Annotated in this window: 16 protein-coding genes; 2 read left to right on the top strand and 14 right to left on the bottom strand. The window is 60.0% G+C overall.

Annotation, left to right across the window (positions count from 1 at the left end; translation table 11 throughout):
- Window positions 1-40: 40 nt before the first annotated feature.
- The 5 genes from ACZ6WW_RS02100 to ACZ6WW_RS02080 all read right to left on the bottom strand — a co-directional run bounded on the left by ACZ6WW_RS02100 (window position 41) and on the right by ACZ6WW_RS02080 (window position 4,523).
- Window positions 41-553 carry a pilin gene (locus ACZ6WW_RS02100; RefSeq protein ID WP_465272756.1) on the bottom strand — a complete coding sequence of 171 codons (513 nt, stop codon included), beginning with the start codon at window positions 551-553 and terminating at the stop codon, window positions 41-43.
- Window positions 554-670: 117 nt separating this feature from the next.
- Complete coding sequence (locus ACZ6WW_RS02095) at window positions 671-1,159, bottom strand: pilin (RefSeq protein ID WP_465272755.1); 489 nt, start codon at window positions 1,157-1,159, stop codon at window positions 671-673.
- 81 nt (window positions 1,160-1,240) lie between these two features.
- Window positions 1,241-3,199, bottom strand: coding sequence for a tetratricopeptide repeat protein (locus tag ACZ6WW_RS02090; protein WP_465272754.1), 1,959 nt, complete (start codon window positions 3,197-3,199; stop codon window positions 1,241-1,243).
- 97 nt (window positions 3,200-3,296) lie between these two features.
- Window positions 3,297-3,746, bottom strand: a complete 450-nt coding sequence (locus ACZ6WW_RS02085) for a pilin (RefSeq protein WP_465272753.1) — start codon at window positions 3,744-3,746, stop codon at window positions 3,297-3,299.
- Between the two features lie 348 nt (window positions 3,747-4,094).
- On the bottom strand, window positions 4,095-4,523 hold the full coding sequence (locus ACZ6WW_RS02080; protein WP_465272752.1) for a pilin: 429 nt from the start codon (window positions 4,521-4,523) through the stop codon (window positions 4,095-4,097).
- A gap of 490 nt (window positions 4,524-5,013) precedes the next feature.
- Here ACZ6WW_RS02080 and ACZ6WW_RS02075 point away from each other — a divergent pair, with 490 nt between their 5' ends.
- Window positions 5,014-7,095: a S9 family peptidase gene (locus ACZ6WW_RS02075; RefSeq protein ID WP_465272751.1), complete on the top strand. Its 2,082-nt coding sequence runs from the start codon at window positions 5,014-5,016 to the stop codon at window positions 7,093-7,095.
- 88 nt (window positions 7,096-7,183) lie between these two features.
- Here ACZ6WW_RS02075 and galE read toward each other — a convergent pair whose 3' ends face one another.
- From galE to miaB, 8 genes are all read right to left on the bottom strand, one after another.
- Window positions 7,184-8,158, bottom strand: a complete 975-nt coding sequence (galE, locus tag ACZ6WW_RS02070) for a UDP-glucose 4-epimerase GalE (protein WP_465272750.1) — start codon at window positions 8,156-8,158, stop codon at window positions 7,184-7,186.
- A gap of 165 nt (window positions 8,159-8,323) precedes the next feature.
- Window positions 8,324-9,292: a magnesium and cobalt transport protein CorA gene (locus tag ACZ6WW_RS02065; protein ID WP_465272749.1), complete on the bottom strand. Its 969-nt coding sequence runs from the start codon at window positions 9,290-9,292 to the stop codon at window positions 8,324-8,326.
- A 93-nt stretch (window positions 9,293-9,385) separates the two neighbouring features.
- Entirely contained in the window at window positions 9,386-10,588 is a 1,203-nt protein-coding gene (locus ACZ6WW_RS02060) for a lipoprotein N-acyltransferase Lnb domain-containing protein (RefSeq protein ID WP_465272748.1), read from the bottom strand.
- Window positions 10,589-10,687: 99 nt separating this feature from the next.
- A complete protein-coding gene (locus ACZ6WW_RS02055; RefSeq protein ID WP_465272747.1) occupies window positions 10,688-11,539 on the bottom strand; it encodes an HlyC/CorC family transporter in 852 nt (283 codons plus the stop codon).
- 226 nt (window positions 11,540-11,765) lie between these two features.
- Window positions 11,766-12,227 carry an rRNA maturation RNase YbeY gene (gene ybeY / locus ACZ6WW_RS02050; protein ID WP_465272746.1) on the bottom strand — a complete coding sequence of 154 codons (462 nt, stop codon included), beginning with the start codon at window positions 12,225-12,227 and terminating at the stop codon, window positions 11,766-11,768.
- Window positions 12,214-13,218 carry a PhoH family protein gene (locus ACZ6WW_RS02045; protein WP_465272745.1) on the bottom strand — a complete coding sequence of 335 codons (1,005 nt, stop codon included), beginning with the start codon at window positions 13,216-13,218 and terminating at the stop codon, window positions 12,214-12,216. The genes ybeY and ACZ6WW_RS02045 overlap by 14 nt, the downstream gene beginning before the upstream one ends.
- Window positions 13,215-13,709, bottom strand: coding sequence for a GNAT family N-acetyltransferase (locus ACZ6WW_RS02040; RefSeq protein WP_465272744.1), 495 nt, complete (start codon window positions 13,707-13,709; stop codon window positions 13,215-13,217). Before ACZ6WW_RS02040 ends, ACZ6WW_RS02045 begins: the two co-directional genes overlap by 4 nt.
- The gene (gene miaB / locus ACZ6WW_RS02035; RefSeq protein ID WP_465272743.1) at window positions 13,706-15,070 is read right to left on the bottom strand and encodes a tRNA (N6-isopentenyl adenosine(37)-C2)-methylthiotransferase MiaB; all 1,365 of its coding nucleotides are present in this window, start codon (window positions 15,068-15,070) and stop codon (window positions 13,706-13,708) included. Before miaB ends, ACZ6WW_RS02040 begins: the two co-directional genes overlap by 4 nt.
- A gap of 335 nt (window positions 15,071-15,405) precedes the next feature.
- Here miaB and ACZ6WW_RS02030 point away from each other — a divergent pair, with 335 nt between their 5' ends.
- Complete coding sequence (locus ACZ6WW_RS02030; RefSeq protein WP_465272742.1) at window positions 15,406-16,473, top strand: lytic transglycosylase domain-containing protein; 1,068 nt, start codon at window positions 15,406-15,408, stop codon at window positions 16,471-16,473.
- A gap of 6 nt (window positions 16,474-16,479) precedes the next feature.
- Here ACZ6WW_RS02030 and ACZ6WW_RS02025 read toward each other — a convergent pair whose 3' ends face one another.
- On the bottom strand, window positions 16,480-17,679 hold the full coding sequence (locus tag ACZ6WW_RS02025) for a S1C family serine protease (RefSeq protein WP_465272741.1): 1,200 nt from the start codon (window positions 17,677-17,679) through the stop codon (window positions 16,480-16,482).
- Window positions 17,680-17,863 lie beyond the last annotated feature (184 nt).

Below are 17,863 nucleotides of genomic sequence, written 5' to 3'. Positions count from 1 at the left end.
CCGCGATGCATCCCGCAATCGATACGTGCCGCCGCCCGGCTTATCGAGAACCGGCGGGGGGAGGCTGTGTCGATGATGTGGGTACAGGTACAGCACTTGCCGCGGGGAGGTTGTCCGGGCGTGTGCAGCTATCTGGCATTCTTTGAGTATCACCAGCCACGATATCGCAGCTCCAGGAAAGCGATTGCCCGCCTTTTGGAGATGCCGCTTCGATAGGAGTGAGCAGGAATGTAGGGGCGGGCGAGGCACCGGTATCTTTCGTAACGATGGTTATGCGGCCGCTCTCGGCAACCTGGACGTTGGCGGCATAGGGAGAGCCAGTCGAGGACGGGCTATAGAGCAGATCCTGCTGCCTTATGTTCGCGAGGCCGCCCCTTACCGTCGCAGCCTCCATGACCACCAGCTTGGCCGCATCTCCAGCCTTGAGGGCTTCGCCGAGGTGCTCTTTGATCACATGTCCCTGCCATAGAGGCATGGCGATAACCGCGATAACGACGAGAACAGCTAACGCCACCAGGGTCCTGACCAGGGATATGCCTCGATGGATACGCATCTGTGAACCTCCGTCGCGAACATGGCTTTCAATGTGAGCAATGATGCATGACGAAAGCGTAAATTCCGACTGGCGGCATCTAGCGGTATGTCATTATAAGCTAATGATTTATATGCCTTAGTTTTCCGATGGGCAGTTGGAAGGGGCGTATTTTGGATTTAGCGAGCTATCGATTTTGCACGTCCAGTTGCCCTCCGGATCACGGGTCATGGTGATCTCCACACCTTTGATCTTTGCAGATGCGTGATTGCCCAGATGCGCCTGAATCGTACCGTTGCCGGTGGCGCTTTGCGGTAACTGGATCTGCGGTACACCGGTGCCTGCCGGAATCTGGTTACCTCCTTGCGGAGCATCCTGGAGCAGGTCCGACCCGGTCAGTATGCTGGGGTCGCATTGTCCCCTGCTGGTTCCAAGCTGAACTTTGCCGCTGGTGATGCAATCCTCGATCACCGTTTTCCCTTGGCTGGCTTCGGCTACTGCTCTGGTCACCTGCGAGCGAATCACATAGGTCTCATAGGCCGGAATCGCGATCGCCGCCAGAATGGCAATGATGGCGACTACGATCATCAGTTCGATCAAAGTAAAGCCTTGCTGTTGGCGTTTCATCGCGATCCCCTGCATTCACATGGAAAAAGATGGTCGTGGTTGATCTGATCGTTCAAGTGCACACGTCTAACGTCGATTGGCTCACTGGGCAGCGGTGGTCTTCGCCGGAGAGGGCGCTTCTTGTTGGAGTCCGTGGCTCGCCGTTTCTTTCAGGGCTAGTAAGGCTGGACTGCCTTCTGCGCGGGGAGACAACTCGAATGTCTTCTCGATGACGCCCATGGCTTCTTTGTAGCGCTTCTGCTCTACAAGGTAGCTTGCAAGCCGCGGACTATAATCCACGATGTTGCTATCGAGCTTCAGGGCGATACTCCAGTGAGCGATGGCCAAATCTGGGTCACGAAGTGCTGCACCGGCGAGTTCGGCGTAATCAACTTGTAGCGATTGTCGATTCGGATTTCGCGCCGCCGCAATGGCGTATAGCCGGGCGAGACGTTGCGCATCGATCGTTGTCGTTCCATTGACTCGATAGTTCATCAGGGTATGCAGTACCTGATAGGTATCTGGAACCATGGGGCGATTTTGTAATTTCTGCTCAAAGCTATCCCACAGGGGTTTAGTGGGCATGTCGGTATGTTCGGCTGCAATGAGAAGCAACGCCTCTTCCGGTAAAGGCGAATCCATCGGTAACTTCGTTGCGCGCTCAAGCTCTTTGATGCACAAGGAATAAAGTGGCGAATCTGTGTTTCCTCCGGACATCGCCATAAATCGCCGGGCGAGATCCATGGCGGCACGTAGCGATCCTGGATTATAGTCAGTAAGTGTTATCGCCAATTGGAACGGGCTACTCCAAACTAGTGAGCGCAAAGTGGTTAGAAAGCATAGATTTGCGATCAATGCGAGTCCAATCAGCGCGGGAACATTTGACTTGGCGCGTTGCGATAGCCAGTACAGCAGATCCGCGAATGCCAGCAATAAGCCTAGTAAGGCGGGGTAGTTTCGGTGTTCAAATACGAGTTCTAGTGGTAGCGGGCCACTGGTTAACGCATGGGCTACAAAAAACCAGCCTATCCCGAAAGCCAGCAGTGGACGGCGATGGCGCACACATATTGCGAAGAATGTGAGCACAAGAAGAAACGTGCCTCCGAGTAGCGTGCTTACTGGGTGCAGTAAATCCTTGGATGGGGCGTAGTTGTCGTAATAAAACATCAGGTGACTAGGTAGCGGCGCCAGAGACCAGCCGATATACATCGGTATCGCGCGTAGCTGCGTCAGTTCACGCTGCCAAGCGTCATAGTCGCGACCTGCAAATGCATAGGAGTTGGAGTAGTGAGGGACGAGATAGAATATGAATACGGGTATAGCGACAACAGAGCCTGACGCAAAAAGTACTCGCCAAGTTTGCCCAATCCACGGCTTCGACGCGGCGAAGCGCAGCACGACGAGTTCAAGCAGAAGCATGTAGCAGGGCACGAGTAGGACGGTCTCTTTGGCCGCATACCCTAAGATGGTCAATAGGCAACTCAGTAGTAGCCAGGGCCAACCCAGGCCTCCTGCTATCTGTTGTTTGCGGGCATGCCAGTAGGTGAGCAGGGCTAGCAGCGTAAAGGTGAAGCCCAGCAGCTCCATGCGCTGGACCACATACATCACCGTCGAAACATGCAGCGGATGCGTCGCCCATGCGGCAGTGATACCTATCGCCCAATATCCTATCCCGCGATCAGTCGTGCCGACTTTCGGTGCCTTCTCAAGCCAAATGAATTTCAATAGCCGCTGCACTAACAACAGAACCAACAAAGCGTTCAGTAGGTGTATGCAGAGGTTGGTAAACTTGAAGCCGAACGTTCCATTGCCTAGCGCATAGTTAAATGCGTAGCTGAGCATGGCCAATGGGCGCTGGATATTGATATTTGCCCAATTCCAGACGCGCTGCCACTCGAGCCAATGCCATCCGCTAACATGTATCGCCTGATTTTCGACGAAGATCGGGTAGTCATCAAAAATAAATCCCCCAGAGAGAGCCGGCCAGAAGACGGCCGCTATCAAACCCAGCATCAATGGCATAGCAAGGTAGTGGGGTAGACGTTTGAGCAGGCTCGGCATAGCACCAGATTCGATTGAGCAAATATTGAGCAAGTAAAAACAAAGGGCCGCTAGCGCGGCCCTTTGAGTACATAGAGTTCAGCTCGGACGAATGCTATTAGCCGTTCGGGCAGCTTACCGGAGCATACTTGGAAATAGCGGTCGTCTTGCAGGTCCACGAGCCGCTGCCGTCACGCGTCCAAGTCAGCTTGCTTCCCGCAAGGGTCGTGCTGGCGTGCTTGCCGAAGTCAGCTTCGATCGTCGAGGTGCCGGTTCCGATCGTTACGGTGGGCAGACCACCCGTGACGAGATCGGAAGACGAGGCAGTCAGCACGCAGCTCGCTGCGGTTGCATTCGGCGTAGCGGTGACGGTGCCAGCAGTGGCGCCATTGTTAAGGCAATCTTCGACAACAACCTTCATGTCGCCCGCTTCGCCCATCACGCGGCTAACCTGCGAGCGGATGACGTAGGTCTGGTACTGCGGGATAGCGATAGCGGCCAAGATCGCGATGATTGCAACGACGATCATCAATTCGATCAGGGTAAAACCCTTTTGAGCGTTCTTCATGGTGATTCCTCTGTTTTCTGGTTAGCTAACCAAGATTTTGGTGATGCCCCCTGAGCCCCGGTCCCGTACCCCCTAGGCGGATCCGGCCCCCCACAACTCACGTAGTCAGGAACGACCAGGAAGCTCGTGGCAGTAGCAGCATGTTATATGCCACTACTGCCATGGCAGGTGCCTGCATACGGTGCAGACACTTGAGATTGTGCAAAGGTTGGCAGTCAGAGGACAAGGCGCTTGCCGCCTCTTTGTTTCCGGACTGTGGAGCGGTTCGCGTAGGTAAAGAAAACTTCGCAATCGTACTGACAATTAATGTCACAGCCTGACCTTGCGGGTCACCTTGCGACGACGAAATTAACCGGCACTGCAGCTTGACGGCATATATTTAGGGTCGAGATCGGATGCACAGGACCATTGGCCGCTGACATTTCGATTCCATTTGATCTGATGTCCCTGGATGACCGTGCTGCCTTTGAGGACGCATTGAACATAGCCTTCGCCAGCGATCGGAACACTCGCCGAGATGCTGCAACGAGGGGTGTCCGTCTGGAGGCCAAGGTTGCCGACGTTGGCATAGGTAGCCCCGTCGGCTGTGCCCTGGTTGACCAAAGTCTCATAGGCAGTGCGACCAGGAGTGATCTCGTCGAGACCGGCGGTCGCCTGTGACTTGGCCACATACGTCTGATATTGCGGAATAGCAATCGCAGCTAGTACGGCGATGATCGCTACTACAATCATCAATTCGATAAGCGTGAAGCCTGCGGCGGTTCGCTGGCGTGACATGGCAGACTCCCCCTATTTTGTCAGGGGGAGCGGAGGCAGGTTTTATACCAAGCTCAGACGACCGCTGTCGGTTCGATGGTTCAAGTAGCAACGTCGTAAGATTTTGTGACTTGCATCACATTGTGGTATTCGTTGGGTTAGCTTATTCCATGCATCCACCGCCCTCAGGGGGCTGCGCGGCGACTGTGGAAACCAACCCAGTAGATCACGTGCCGGAGCAGTTCCCCTTATTTGTCCTTGGCTAGCGGCCAACCTTGCCGTCGGCTGGCAAGCGGTTACCGATCAGGCCACAAACCTGTAAAACCGATAGACGAGCTACGGTCGGCCAATGGGGCGGCGATGAGATTGAGATTTTTAGAATCCTCCCTGAAGTCGCTCCTTACAAAAAATCGGGAGGCCGTGCTGGGCTGAGACAGATCGCAAGCTTGCACGAACCTCTCATGCCTCTTACCGTCATGACCTTTCGCAGCACCCAAAGGGAACCGAATCCATGAAACCCCTGTTTGTCGCGCTGGCGCTTGCGCTGGCGTCCACCTCTGCCGTGGCGGCCGAGGTCGAGAGTCATACGCCGCATCCGTTCGGGATCCGAGATCTGGTGATGATGGATCGCGTCGGCGATCCGCAGCTGTCGCCAGATGGCCGGTATGCGCTCTATACCGTTCGGGCCACCGACTATGCCGCGAACAAGGGGGTTACCGCGATCTATCTGCTCGATCTGGGCAAGGGCGGTCAACCGGTCAAGCTGGTCGACAAGGCCTCGACGCCGCGCTGGTCGCCGCAGGGCGACACGTTCTATTACACCGCGGCGAAGGATGGCGTGTCGCAGCTTTGGCGCCGAGGTTTTGCCAACGGCAAGGCCGTCGATAGCGCCACTCAGGTGACGCATGTCGCGCTGGATGTCGATGGCTACAAGATCTCGCCGGATGGCAAGAAAGCCTTGTTGAGCTACGAGGTCTACACCGACTGTGCCGACCTGGCCTGCACCAAGGAGCGCCTCGATGGCCGCGCCGCGGACAAGTCCAGTGGGACGGTCTACAACAAGCTGTTCGTGCGCCACTGGGATACCTGGGAGGACGGTCGTCGCTCGCAGCTCTACATCGCCGATATCAATGGTGGTGAAAGCGCCCAGCCGGTATTGCTGAGCCGCGGCATCGATGGCGATGTGCCAAGCAAGCCGTTCGGTGGCGATGACGAATTCTCGTTCTCGCCCGATGGCCAGACGGTGTATTTCGACGCGCGTATCGCCGGCAACAGCGAGCCTTGGTCGACCAACTTCGACATATACAGCGTGCCGGCCGATGGCTCGGCAGCACCGAAGAATCTCACCGCCGACAATCTCGCCTGGGATGCCAACCCCGTGGCTTCGCCGGACGGCAAGACGCTTTACTACCTGGCGATGAAGGAGCCGGGTTCCGAAGCGGATCGTTTTGCGATCATGGCGCTGGACTTGTCCAGTGGTCAGAAGCATGAAGTCGATCCGAGCTGGGATCGCTCCGCCGGCAGTCTGCAGATTTCCGAAGACGGCAAGACGCTTTACGCCACCACTGACGACAATGGCCAGCACCCGTTGTTTGCGATCGACGCGGCGACCGGCAAGGTCACCAAACTGGTCACGGACGGTTCGGTAGGGGCCTATTCGTTGGGTAAGTCACGCGTGCTGCTGTCGCGCGATGATCTGAAGCGCCCAGCCGATCTCTACACCGCCACGCTTGCGGGCAAGGATCTCAAGCAGGTCACGCATTACAACGCACAGCGCCTGAAGAATGTGCGCATGGGCGATCCGGAATTCTTCACCTTCAAGGGTTGGAACAACGAGACGGTGCAGGGCTATGTGGTCAAGCCGGCCGACTATAAGCGTGGCAAGAAGTATCCGGTGGCCTTCATCATCCACGGCGGTCCGCAGGGCGCGATGACCAATAGCTGGAGCTATCGCTGGAACGCGCAGACGTACGCGGGCCAGGGTTTTGCGGTGGTAACGATCAACTTCCATGGTTCGACGGGTTACGGTCAGGCGTTTACCGAATCCATCTCGGGCGACTGGGGTGGCAAGCCGCTTGAGGATTTGAAGCTGGGCTGGAAGTCGGCACTGGGCAAGTACAGCTTCCTCGATGGCGACCGCGCCTGCGCGCTCGGAGCCAGCTATGGCGGCTACATGGTCTACTGGATGGCCGGTGTATGGAACGAGCCGTGGAAGTGCCTCGTCGACCATGACGGCGTATTCGACGCGCGTGCGATGTACTACGACACCGAAGAGCTGTGGTTCGAAGAGAAGGAGAATGGCGGCACGCAGTTCGAGCATCCGGAGAACTACGAGAAGTTCAACCCGATCAATCATGTGAAGGATTGGCGCGTACCGATGTTGGTCGTGCATAGCGGCAAGGACTTCCGCATCCCCGATACGCAGGGGCTGGGGGCATTCACGGCTTTACAGCGTCGCGGCATTCCGAGCCAGCTGTTGCACTTCCCGGATGAGAACCATTGGGTGCTCAAGCCGCAGAACAGTGTGCAGTGGCATGAGACGGTCAATGCGTGGTTGAAGAAGTGGACGGCGCCAGGCAATAGCGCGAATTGACGCTGGCTTTTCATGGGCGGCCACTGATCTGTGGCCGCCTTCATGTATGTGCGGCTGTTCGGTGCGCGCTAAAGTGCGGTGAAGCTGATCAATAGCGGGGATTGCTATGCCAACGCCAGGCTGTTTCGATGATGCTTTCGATATCGATAAACTCGGGCTGCCAGTTCAACTGCTCCCGTGCTTTGGCGCTCGATGCCACCAATGTAGTTGAGTCGCCCGCACGACGCGGTGCCAGCTCGTAAGGGATTTCCTTTCCTGTGACGCGAACGGCCGCAGTAATGACTTCGTTTACGGAGAATCCGTAACCATTGCCCAGGTTGAAGATCTCGGCACCTTCATGAGTTGCCATATAACCAATCGCTTGAGCATGTGCGATAGCCAGATCGTTTACGTGCACGTAGTCGCGCACGCAGGTTCCATCGCGAGTAGCGTAGTCGTTGCCAAAAATCTTGAGTTTTCCGCCGTTGCCTAATGCTGCGCGAAGCACATTGGGAATCAGGTGGGTTTCCGGATGATGGGATTCCCCAATCTGCCCAGATGGATCGGCTCCCGCAGCGTTGAAATAGCGAAGCGCGATCGATCGCAAGCCATAAGCGTTAGCTGCATCGGCAAGCACACGCTCTATCATGAGCTTGCTTGCGCCGTATGGATTCATGGGGTGGGTTGCATGGGACTCGTCGATGCGTTCGGCATCGGTATGACCGTACACCGCAGCAGTTGACGAAAAGACCAACTTTCCGACGTCAGCCTCTCGCATGGCAGCTAGAAGATTCAAGGTGCCCGTTACATTGTTTTGATAGTAGCGATATGGATCGATAACGGATGTGCCGACTTCAGACAGGGCGCATAAATGTGCCACTGCGTCGAACCGGTGAACTCCAAAGATGGCCCGCAACGCGGAGGGGTCGAGCAGGTCGCCTTCGATCAAGGGCGACGCTCCGACGGCTAGTTTGTGCCCAGTGAGCAGATTGTCGAATACGACAACTTCGTATCCTTGAGCGGCTAGCAACCGGACCAAATGCGATCCGATATACCCGGCGCCACCGCAAACAAGAACTTTCATCCATCGCTCCACAATTGGCGGCAGTCTGGCCCGTTACTTCTCTTTTGTGACTCGCGGCATCTACGCCGATCCGGGCGCCCTATTCGCGTTCATGATAGTGCGCATGGCTACAAATAGTGCCTTTCCCTCTTGCTGGTCCTATTGGAATGGACCCGTTGTCCGGGGTCAAAGCCACTTATTTCGCTTCAATCCAAGGAAAATGCCACCTACGACACAGACGACGACGCTGATGATGATCGGATAGGCCCAGGGCGAAGCCAGCTCGGGCATGTGGGTGAAGTTCATGCCATACCAACTGGTGATCAAGGTCGGTGCGGCAAGCATGGCGGCCCAGCCGGCCAGCTTTTTCATCACTTCGTTCTGGCCGAACGTGACCAGCGACAGGTTGACGTTGATTGCCGCTGCCAGCATTTCGCGCATGGCGCTGATCGATTCGTTGACGCGAAAAACATGGTCGTAGACATCGCGGAAATATGCGCGCAGCTCGTCCTGAATCAGGTGCGGATGCATACGCACAAGCTGGCTGATGATGTCCTGCAGCGGTGCGACGGCGAGGCGTAGCGTCATCAGGTCGCGCTGCATGTCGTAAAGACGACGCACCGTCTGCCGTTTGAACGTTTCGGCAAAGATGTCTTTTTCCAGATCCTGCAACTCTTCGCGGAAGTCGCGCACGATCGGCAGCAGGTTGTCGACGATGAAGTCGAGCACGCCGTAGAGCCCGTAGCTCGGCCCTAACGCAAGCAACTCGGGTGAGTGCTCGCAGCTGCGTCGTGCAGGCGCGTAGGAGAGCGAGGCACCGTGGCGCACGGTCACCAGATAACGCGGCCCCAGGAAGATATGCGTTTCGCCGAAGGCGATATGGCCACCGACCAGCTGTGCGGTCTGCACGACGATAAAAAGCGAGTCGCCATAGGCTTCGATCTTGGTGCGTTGATGCGCCTGCTGCGCGTCTTCGATCGCAAGATCATGCAGGTCGAATTCTTCCTGCAGCTTCAACAGCAGCTTTTCGTCGGGCTCGTGCAGGCCGACCCATACGAAGGTATCGGGCTCCTTCAGCACGTCACTGATGTGGTCGAGGCTGATGTCGCCGATGCGCTTCCCGTCGTTACGGTAGGCAACGCAATTGACCACCATGGAGGGCGCGAGTGCGGGTTCTAAGCTGGGCGTTGGGCTGGGTAGCGACATGCGCGCATGATGCCGCCCCACAAGAGACAGGGCAATGACGGCCTAGACTGGGCGATTTCTGCGCAACGTGAAAGCCAAGGCCAGCCAGCAGGGCAGGGCAAACAGGAGCCAGGGCTGGTTCTGCTGCACGATGCCTGGCAGCAGGTGCAAGCCGATGGCAAGCAGCGCCGCCACGAGCTGCACGACAAGTGCGCCATTGGCAAAGCGCGATGCCGGCACGCCACGGCGGGCTCGCCACACGCTGGCCAATAGCAGCCATGCCAGCGGATTGAACAGCAGCAGGTTGGCGTTGGCCCAGGCGGAGTGATGGGCGGTGCCTAGCCAGAGGATCAGCAAGATGACGCCGACGACACCGGCCAGCAGCAGATAGAGGCTGGCGAGGAGGGCGTAGCCGATCGGCCAGACCCTTTGCAGTGCGATCAACAGAGCCGCGAACACCAGGCCGGCAATGGCCAACGGCAGGCGCAGGTCCGGCGCGTTATCTGGCGGTGACTGCAGACGGTTGGGCGAGAGGACTTGTTCGTCGACGACCAGTGAGTGGGTGTCGCCGGTCTTGATCCCGGCCAGTTCGCGCTGCAGCACCATCGGCAGGAAGCTTTCCTGCCAGGCGTTGAGTGGTTGGTCGGCGTAGGGGCCCAGGCCGAGGTCGAGGATCAGCATCAGCCATGACTGGTTGCTCATCAGGCGTGCGGTTTGCTGGCGATAGGTCATGCCGCCGGGCTTCGCCTGCAAGGCCGTTTTCAGAATGCCGCCCAGCGCCTTGTCCAGCGCATCGCGTACGCGGGTACTGCAATTGGTGACGTAGTAGTCGTAGTCGTAGCGCACGTTTTCCGGGCGCAGGTTCCATAGCAGGTAGTCGCGCAGGGCGGTGGCTTGTTCGGGCGTAAAGGCCAGGCGCTGCCGTGTGACTGAGCGGCCGGTTTCGACGTAGTAGCGCTCGTCGTCTTCGCTGTGTGCGGCGTCCATCAGGTAGTGCATGCGGCCGCGGGCAAAGTTGAACAGGAATCCGCTTTCGTCGAAGTCGAACACGCCGTAGTTGAAGTTCACCGCTTCGCCGCTGACGGTGTCGCGAATCTCGATGGCGTCGTGGCCGAAGCGCTCCCAGTAGGTTTCGCCAGGACCATAGGTGATCAGGGAGACTTCGAGGTTGGCGCCGGGGGCGTTGGCGACGTCGGCGTGGGCCGGGAGGATGGCCAGGCAGAGGAGCAGGAAAAACGCGGCGCAGCGAGAGAGGGTAGTGTTCAAGCGAGAGTCCGCGTTGGATGGAGAGCGCCCCCTCACCCTAACCCTCTCCCCCGGCGGAGCCAGGGGAGAGGGGACTGACTGAGGCTCGTATTGGGTGGTCTATTCGCCGTTGGTGTGGCGAGTGACTCTGAACTGTTGAACACGACGATCATCGGCTTCGGTGACGTGGAACAGGTAGCCGCTGATGGCGATTTCCTCGCCCACCTCCGGCAGGTGGCCGAACTCGGACGTGGTCATGCCGCCGACGGTGTCGAATTCTTCGTCGGAGAAGTCCGCGCCGGTCTGCTCGTTGAAGTCGGCGATCGGGGTCAGCGCGCTGACCAGCCAGCTACCGTTGGCCTGCGGGTGCATCAGCTGCGGCTCTTCCTCGTCGTCGTGCTCGTCGTCGATTTCGCCGACGATCTGTTCGAGCACGTCTTCGATGGTGATCAGCCCGGCGACACCGCCGTATTCGTCGACCACCAGCGCCATGTGGTTGCGCGTGTGGCGAAACTCGGCCAGCAGCACATTCAGGCGCATCGATTCGGGGATCAATACGGCCGGGCGCAGGATCGTGTGGATGTCGAAGGCGTGGCCGTCGCCGACATACTTCAGCAGGTCCTTGGCCAGCAGGATGCCGACGATCTCGTCCTTGTCCTCGCCGTGTACCGGGAAACGCGAGTGTCCCGATTCGACCGCGGTGGCAAGAATGTCCGTGAGCGGGGCTTCGGCCGAGAGCATGACGATCTGGGTGCGCGGCACCATCACGTCGTCGACGCTCAGTTCGGTCACCTTGATCGCACCCTCGACCATGGTCAGGGTGTCGTTCGAGAGCAGGCCCTTGGCCTGGGCGGCGCGCAGCTCCTCGATGAGCTCTTGGCGATTACGCGGCTCGCCGGAAAACATGTGGCCCAGTCGATCCCACCAGGAGCGGTGGGCCGGGCCGCTGGTACTGCCAGGGTCCTCGTTCATTACTCTTGCGAATGCAGCCCATATGCGGGCGGAAATTGGAGTCTATCGGAAAAAGCGTTTCGATTCAGGGACAAGGGCGGCTCTGGTGCGTTCCTGGGGAACCTCTCCTATTCGTCATCCCGGCGAACGCCGGGATCCAGCGTCTTCAACATATTGAAGCGTAAGGCACTGGGTCCCGGCGTTCGCCGGGACGACGATGGAAACCGAGGTAATTCCCGTTTCCCGATCAGTAGGGATCGGCAATGCCAAGCTTGGCCAGAATCCGTGTCTCCAGGGCCTCCATCGCCTCTGCCTCAGCGTCGACCATATGGTCATAGCCAAGCAGATGCAGCACGCCGTGGACGGTCATATGGGCCCAGTGATGGCGCGGCGGTTTGCCTTGTTCGGCGGCTTCACGGGCGACTACCGGGGCGCAGATCGCCAGGTCGCCGATCAGGGGTAACTGGACGCCTGGCGGGAGTTCGGCGGGGAAGGACAGCACGTTGGTGGCGTAGTCCTTGCCGCGGTAGTCGCGGTTGAGCTCCCGGCCTTCGGTGGCATCGACGATGCGGATCGAAAGCTCGGCCTGCCGGCGCCGTTTGGCGCCGACCAGGGCGGCGTTTACCCACTCACGAAAGCTGGCAGCCGAAGGCACTCCGGACCGGGCGACGCCGTAGCTCACATGAACCTGATGCTCAACGGGGGGCATTGTCCGGCCTGGCGTTGGATTTGTCGGCGTCTTCGAAGGCTTCATAGGCGCGCACGATCTTGGCCACCAGCGGGTGGCGCACCACGTCGCGCGAGGTGAAGAAGGTAAAGCTGATGCCGTCGACGCCGCGCAGTACTTCGATGGCGTGGCGCAGGCCCGAGCGCACGTGGCGGGGCAGGTCGATCTGGCTGACGTCGCCAGTGATCACCGCCACCGAGCCAAAGCCGATGCGGGTCAGAAACATCTTCATCTGTTCGACCGTGGTGTTCTGCGCTTCGTCGAGGATCACGTACGAATCATTGAGGGTACGCCCGCGCATATACGCCAACGGAGCGATTTCGATCACGTTGCGCTCGATCAGCTTGGCGACCTTCTCAAAGCCGAGCATCTCGTACAGCGCGTCGTATAGCGGGCGCAGGTAAGGGTCGACTTTTTGCGACAGGTCGCCGGGCAGGAAGCCGAGCTTTTCGCCGGCTTCGACAGCGGGGCGCACCAGCAGCAGGCGCTGTACGCGGTTGGCTTCCAACGCTTCGACCGCACTGGCCACAGCCAGATAGGTCTTGCCGGTGCCCGCCGGGCCGACACCGAAGTTGATGTCGTGCGTGGTGATCGCGTGCAGGTAGCGCGCCTGGTTCGGGCCGCGGCCCTTGATCACGCCGCGCTTCACCCGGATGGTGACTTCCTGTGCGCCTTCGGCGGCTTCATCAACCATGGCATCGATGCCCGACTCGGCCAGATGCAGGTTGATGCGCGCGCCGGTGAGCGCGTCTTTGGCCGTTTCGGCATAGAGCGCGCGCAGCACTTTTTCGGCAGCGCGGGCGGCGCCTTCTTCGCCGATCACCTGGAACAGCTCACCGCGGTGATCGATCTCCACGCCCAGGCGCAGTTCGACCTGGCGCAGGTGTTCGTCGAACGGGCCGCACAGGTTGGCCAGTCGCGCGTTGTCGGCCGGCTCCAGGGTGAAATCGCGTTGGTTGAGTCCGTCGCTCATAGCGTTCGATGCATCACATAAATGTCGGTCGGCCCCAACTCGGCATGGCGAAAGGCGCCGGGGACCTGGCCTACGATCTGGAAGCCATGGCGCTGCCACAAGCGCACGGCGGTGGTATTGGTCGAAACCACAAAATTGAACTGCATCGCGCTGAACCCGCTACGACGCGCTTCGCCCATGGAGTGTTCGCACAACATGGACGCGATACCTTGCCCGCGCGCTGCCGGCGACACCATGTAGCCAGCATTGGCCACATGATCGCCCAGGCCCGGCTGATTGGGCTTGAGCATGTAGCAGCCAAGAACCTTGTCATTGCGTTCGGCGACGAAGCAGCGGCAGGGCGGTGTCGTCCACCATGCGCGCGCCTGCTCGATGTCGAGATCGGGCGGATAGCTATAAGTATCGCCACCGGCGATGACAGTTTGAAACAACGGCCAAACGCGTTCGAACTCGTCGGCCTCGATCTGTCGAACGCGTAGCGGCTCCGTCACGAGGCGAGGGCGACCGGGTTATCGGTGGTTTCGTCCTGCATCCTGAGTCGTCCGCGCAGCGAATTGCTCATCGCCTCGGTGATCACCACGTCGACGAATTGGCCAATCAGGCGGGTGTGGCCGGGGAAGTTCACGTAGCGCATGTTTTCGGTGCGGCCGGTGAGCTCGTTGGCGTTCTTGCGGCTGGTCTTTTCGACCAGCACGCGCTGCACGCTGCCGACCATGGCGTCGTTGATCTTCTTCGCATTGGCGTTGAGCACGGCCTGCAGTCGGGTCAGGCGTTCGTGCTTGACGGCCATCGGCGTGTCGTCGGCGATGTTGGCTGCCGGTGTGCCCGGGCGCGAAGAGAAAATAAAGGAGAAGCTCTGGTCGAAGCCGACATCGTCGATCAGCTTCATGGTCTTTTCGAAATCTTCATCGGTCTCGCCGGGGAAGCCGACGATGAAATCCGAGGACACGCAGATGTCCGGGCGCACGGCGCGCAGCTTGCGGATCTTCTGTTTGAATTCGAGCGCGGTGTAGCCGCGCTTCATGGCGCTTAGGATGCGGTCCGAGCCTGCCTGCACTGGCAAGTGCAGGTAGTTCGCCAACTGCGGCACGCTGGCATAGGCCTCGATCAGCGAGTCGGAAAACTCCAGCGGATGCGAGGTGGTGAAGCGGATGCGGCCGATGCCTTCGATCTGCGCGATCGCGTGAATCAGCACGGCCAGATCGGCCACGCCGCCGTCGTGTGTCGGACCACGATACGCATTGACGTTCTGGCCGAGCAGGTTCACCTCGCGCACGCCCTGGCTGGCGAGCTGGGCGACCTCCACGATCACGTCATCGAACGGGCGGCTGATTTCCTCGCCGCGCGTATAGGGCACCACGCAATACGAGCAGTACTTCGAGCAACCTTCCATGATCGACACGAAGGCGGTCGGGCCCTCGGCGCGAGGCTCGGGCAGGCTGTCGAACTTTTCGATTTCCGGAAAGCTGATGTCCACCTGCGACTTGCCGGTGGCGCGCTTGGCTTCGATCAGCTCGGGCAGGCGGTGCAGGGTCTGCGGACCAAAGACCAGGTCGACATAGGGCGCGCGCTTGAGGATCGCGTCGCCTTCTTGCGAAGCCACGCAGCCGCCGACACCGATGAGTACCTGCTTTTCGCCCTGCTTGTGCTCCTTCCAGCGGCCGAGCTGGCTGAAGACCTTTTCCTGGGCCTTTTCGCGGATCGAGCAGGTGTTGATCAGGATAACGTCCGCTTCGGACTCGTCCTGGGTCAACTCCAGGCCGTGCGATGCCTTGAGCACGTCGGCCATCTTGGCCGAGTCGTACTCGTTCATCTGGCAGCCGTGGGTCTTGATGAAAAGCTTGCCGCTCATGGCGTTGGGTACCGATCGGGGAGGCAGAAGCGCTTTGCGCCGAACCGCGTAGTTTACGCCGACCCGGGGCGAGCTGCCAGTCGGGCGGGGCTGGCGGATCAAGGACTTAAAGAGGATGGAAGCCCTCTCACCCCAACCCTCTCCCCCGGCAAAGCCAGGGAAGATGGCAGGCTACGCAAGTGCCAGACAATGAGGCTGTCTCAGTTAGGCTCCCTCTCCCCTGGCTCAGCCGGGGGAGAGGGTTGGGGTGAGGGGGCGCTCTAGTTCCTGCCAAAGCGCACGCTTTCAAAGTTCGACTATTGAGCGCCATCCCGCAGACCTGCACACTCCGCAGCATGTTTTCAGCCGTATTCCCGCCGATAGCTCGTTTCGGAGCGACCAGCCTGCTGCTCGTCTGCGTCGCACTGTGCCCGGCGTTGGCCAAGGCAAGCGGCCTTTATCGCTGCACAGGTTCCAGCGGCGAGACGGTTTTCAGCAACAGCACGGCAGGCTATAGCGATTGCCACAAGCTGCCGGGAACGTCGGCACCGGCGCCGCGCCCGGCGCGAGCCGCGTCGGCACCGATCGCTTCGGTGCTCGGCGTGCGTGGCTCGGTCGAGACGACAGCCCGTCCAGTTGCCGGCTCGTTCGAGCCTTCACTGGCTCAGGTGCAGGGCGATACCGAAACATCGGCGCGCGTGCCGGTGCCGCCGGCACCAGCGGGCAAGCCCGGCCAATGGACGTACTCGGAATCGAAAAAAGCACTGGACGATACCGCCGCCGCGATCGCCGCACCGGGCGAGCGTGTGCTGCGCGGTTCGGTGTATCGCGTGGTGCATGCCGATGGCTCGGTGGAGTACACCAACGTCGCGCCTGCGGGAGAAAAGGGGCGCGCGGTCACCATGCTTTTCAGCTACATCTCCACCTGCGCGGCCTGCAATCTGCGCTCGCCGATCCATTGGGATAGCGTCGCGCTCCATCTTACGGAGTACGCGGAGACCATTCGTGCAGCCAGTGTCGAGTTTGGCGTCGACGAAGCATTCCTGCGCGCGATCATCCACGCCGAAAGCGCGTACAACCCGCGCGCCTTGTCGATCAAGGGCGCGCAGGGCCTGATGCAGTTGATGCCGGCGACGGCCAACGACATGGGTGTGCGCGATGCCTTCGACGCGGATCAGAACATTCGCGGCGGCGCGCGTTATCTTGCGTTGCTATTGCGCAACTTCAACGGCGACGAGCGCCTGGCTGCTGCTGCCTATAACGCAGGTGCCACGGCGGTGCTGCGCTATAACGGCGTGCCGCCGTACGCGGAAACCCAGGTTTACGTCGAACGTGTGGGCACGTTGCGCAAGCGCTATGGGACAGCGACGCCACGGTTGCCGCCGGTGGCGGCGATGGGGATGACGGGGCCTGGCAAAGGCTGAGCGGCGTTATCCGTCCAGCGAGGCCGTCGGCGTCATTGGCGGCCTTTGCGCCAAGGTCACCTCCGCACTGAACGGCGCGCCATTGCGCAAGCCCGATACCTTCACCTTGCTACCCGGCTTGAGTGCCGCCTCGTGGCGGCGTAGATCGGCCGGGTCGACGATATCTTCCGAACCGATGCGCAACAGGATGTCGTGCGCCTGGATGCCGGCCTGGGCGGCGGGGCCGCCGGGATAGACATCCGTTACCTGGGCGCCGCGTGCGGCTGCAGGGAGGCCGCTGTCGGCGGAGATCGCGACGAAGCCGTAGTCGGCGCCCATCCAGCCGCGCACTACGTGGCCGGTATCGATCAATTGTTCCAGCACGCGCTTGGCCGTACCTACGGGAATGGCAAAGCCGATGCCTTCGGCATTGGCCGCCTTGCCGATCAGCGAGGTGTTGATGCCGACCAGTTCGCCTTCCGTATTAATGAGTGCGCCGCCGGAATTGCCCAGGTTGATGGCGGCATCGGTCTGCACGAAGTCCTCGGGGCTGGTGCTGCTGAGCTGGCGGCCGATCGCGCTGATGATGCCCATGGTCACGGTCTGGGTCAGGCCGAACGGGTTGCCGATCGCCAGTACCACGTCGCCGGTACGGATATGTTTTTCGTCGGCGATCTGGATCACCGGCGGGTTGGCCACGTCGATCTTGAGCACGGCCAGATCCGTTTCGTCGTCCGCGCCCACGACCTTGGCCTTGGCGACACGGCCGTCGTAGAGCAACACCTGGATGTCGTCCGCGTTGGAAATGACGTGGTTGTTGGTCAGCACATAGCCCTGGTTGTTGACGATCACGCCCGAGCCCAGGCTTTGTTCGCGCTTCTGGTAGGCCGGCCCGGTGGGAATGCCACCGAACAGCCGGCGCAACACCGGGTCGGAGTACATCTGCATGGCGCGTGCGGTGACGATCTTGTTTGCGTAAATATTGACCACCGACGGCGCCGCCTTGGCGACGGCGTCGGCGTACGAGACCGGCCCGGCCTGGCGCGGGAGTGCCGGTGCCTGACTCATGCTCGTGCTGGGCGCAGCATTGTGCGCGCCGGTCAAGCCGATGCCCGAGCGCAGCCGCTCGCCGACGCCGGGCCACAGCAGACTGATCACGAACGCAGCCGCCAGCCCCAGGACGACGAAGCGGGCAATAAAGGCGAGCGTGCCGGCGGCATGTTTCATGTCGTGAAAAGTTTCGCTGCGTTGCTTACGTGATGGGCCAAGGTCGTCAGGGCTTTAGCCCATTGTTCGCTTTGATTGTACGAGTCAGGGGCTGACGCTACACTAACGCGATTTTTGGGGATAACAGATTCTGGTTCGAGTGGGTCGGTAGTCCCTGCACCTCAATGGCATGCAAGTACCGGAG

This window comes from Dyella sp. NPDC103356 (genome assembly GCF_055584465.1).
The sequence above is the reverse complement of the archived record's forward strand: the minus strand, read 5'-3'. Positions and strand labels throughout refer to the sequence as shown.